Consider the following 2226-nt stretch of genomic DNA (forward strand, 5'->3'; position numbering starts at 1 on the left):
CGGGGAATCTTCAGCACCGGGTCGACGCCGCCGGGATCAAGATCGAAAGTCCAGCTGCGCTTGTCATGGGTCGGCCCGCAAAACCCAATGGACAGCACGCTTTCCAGCCCAAGTAGCCGGCGAACGATGATCGCGCGGTTGGCCCACGGGCAGGCGCGGGCTACGACAAGTCGGTACCGGTCCGGTTGCACCGGATAGCCGTCGCGGCCGTCGGCAGTGATCCGGGTTTCGATGTATTTGGTGTCGCGGGTGAACTCGCCGGCCTCGGCGACGTAGGAAGCCATTTTTCCAGCTTGCCCCAAAGCCCGGTTCTGGCCTAGTGCTTTCCCCGCCACGGACCAGCGCGACTTGCCACCACCGCGAACCAGTCGATCTAGTCCTCAAAGCAGAACGCCCCGCCACATCATCGTGGCGGGTCGTTGCGAGCAGATCAGCCTGCCATGAACTCGCGGTAGGCCGACTCCAGATTCGTTGGCAGCGCCGTCACATTGCATTGCCGTTCGGTGTCACCAATGGGAGCCAGGACGCCACGCAGGTCGTAGTACTCGCTGGGATGCGAAGTGAAATAGCTACGAAGGTCGGACTCCGCCTGTGGACGGGGCTGGCCGTAGGCAGCCATAACCACCTGGTTGGCGTCAGGATGCGCGGCAAGATATTGCTGCGCCGCGCCGGTCACCGACGAAACGGTGGTGTTCACACCTGAGGGGCTGCAATCTGGTGCTGCGATCGCCGACGGCACCCCAGAGATCCCCAGGGCCAAGCCCCCAGCGAGCAGGCCTGCGCTGATCCCGGCGATGCGTCGGCGCGCGTCGATATTACTGATTTTCATCATCAGTGTTGTCCTTCGAATTGATCTGAGCTGATAGCGGGGAACACTGCTCGTCCCTGAATTCAACGTAGCCGAAGCGGACATGGCCCCGCGCGCCAAGACATCGGGTGCGGACTCTGATGGAGAGGCTGGGCTGACCAGTCCTGGCACCGGCAGGCCTGATTTGTGAAGGCGCGACAGAATCTGCCGCAATCGTGACATGAATCGTGACGCGTTCGTGACCTGACGAGGCAGCCCGCGTCGGGTTATGACGACGTGGTGGTGAACCGAGGGCCGAAGTTCCGGGCCTACCGCGACCACCGTCGACCAGTTCTGCACTGTTGATCCCAACGGTGGGTACAAGGGGCAGAATCGATTCATATGGACTCTTCGGACCCGAACGCGAGGCACGAGCTCGCGATGCGCATGGCCGAGCTCGCACGTACGACAGCGGCGCCCAGCACGCTCAAGCAGATTCTCGACGGAGTGACCGCAGCGGTGGTGGAGCTCATACCGGGAGCTGACCTTGCGGGAGTCTTGCTGGTGAAGAAGGGCGGCACCTTCGAGTCCCTCGCAGAAACCGACAGTTTGGTCGCAAAGCTCGACAAGCTACAGCACGATTTCAGCGAAGGACCCTGCGCTGAAGCCGCTCTTCAGGACACGATTGTCCGAAGTGATGATCTCCGAAGTGAGCCGCGCTGGCCGCAGTTCGCACCGGCAGCTGTCGAACTCGGGGTGCACAGTGGCCTATCGTTCAAGCTCTACACGGCAGACCGCACAGCGGGCGCGCTGAACGTGTTCAGTAACCGGGCCGATGTCTGGGATACCGACGCAGAGACCACTGGGGCTGTTCTCGCCGCGCACGCTGCCGCCGCGATTTTGGCCCAGCGCCAGGAAGAGCAGCTGCACGCCGCGCTGCTGACCAGAGACCGTATCGGCCAAGCCAAAGGCATCATCATGGTGACTTACGGTGTCGACGATGTGAGCGCTTTCGACATGCTCCGGCGAATCTCCCAGGAGACTCAGGCCAAGCTCGCCGACGTCGCCCAGCGGGTCATCGACACCCGCGGCGGGGGCAAGTAACACGTTTCGGCAGTCTCGCATTGGGTATCACATATCCAGCACGCTGAACTTTCTGTATTCGCGTCGCTTTTGTCGGGACTAGAACAGACTGGCCCGCAAATTCCACTCATAGCACCTATCTGGCGCTGCGCGCCAAAATCAGGAGTGATTATGCGTAAGACCATCGCGGTAGTTTCAGCCACCGGGGCAATGCTGTTCGGCGGGGCAGGTCTTGCCGGCGCTGCCGTTCAGGGCGCGCCGGCACCGTCGTCGGCGACAACGACGTTGGCGGACAACGGCAATACCAACACCGATCAACACAGCGACAACACCGGTAAGTGGGGCATGTTCGGTCT

3 protein-coding genes and 1 pseudogene are annotated in these 2226 nt (G+C 62.0%); 2 read left to right on the forward strand and 2 right to left on the reverse strand.

All coding sequences use genetic code 11. From position 1 onward, the window contains the following. Nucleotides 1-284, reverse strand: a pseudogene (locus tag WAN02_RS18175) (glutathione S-transferase family protein); the annotation flags it as partial. A gap of 146 nt (nt 285-430) precedes the next feature. After that, nucleotides 431-829 carry a heme-binding protein gene (locus WAN02_RS18180; protein WP_422265645.1) on the reverse strand — a complete coding sequence of 133 codons (399 nt, stop codon included), beginning with the start codon at nt 827-829 and terminating at the stop codon, nt 431-433. A 360-nt stretch (nt 830-1189) separates the two neighbouring features. On the opposite strand from WAN02_RS18180, the gene WAN02_RS18185 reads away from it, so the two are divergent. After that, nucleotides 1190-1891, forward strand: coding sequence for a GAF and ANTAR domain-containing protein (locus tag WAN02_RS18185; protein WP_422265643.1), 702 nt, complete (start codon nt 1190-1192; stop codon nt 1889-1891). A 150-nt stretch (nt 1892-2041) separates the two neighbouring features. After that, nucleotides 2042-2226: hypothetical protein (locus tag WAN02_RS18190; protein WP_422265644.1), on the forward strand; the 185-nt coding region annotated here is incomplete at its 3' end.

It is taken from the genome of Mycobacterium sp., from assembly GCF_049281135.1.
GTDB lineage: Bacteria > Actinomycetota > Actinomycetes > Mycobacteriales > Mycobacteriaceae > Mycobacterium.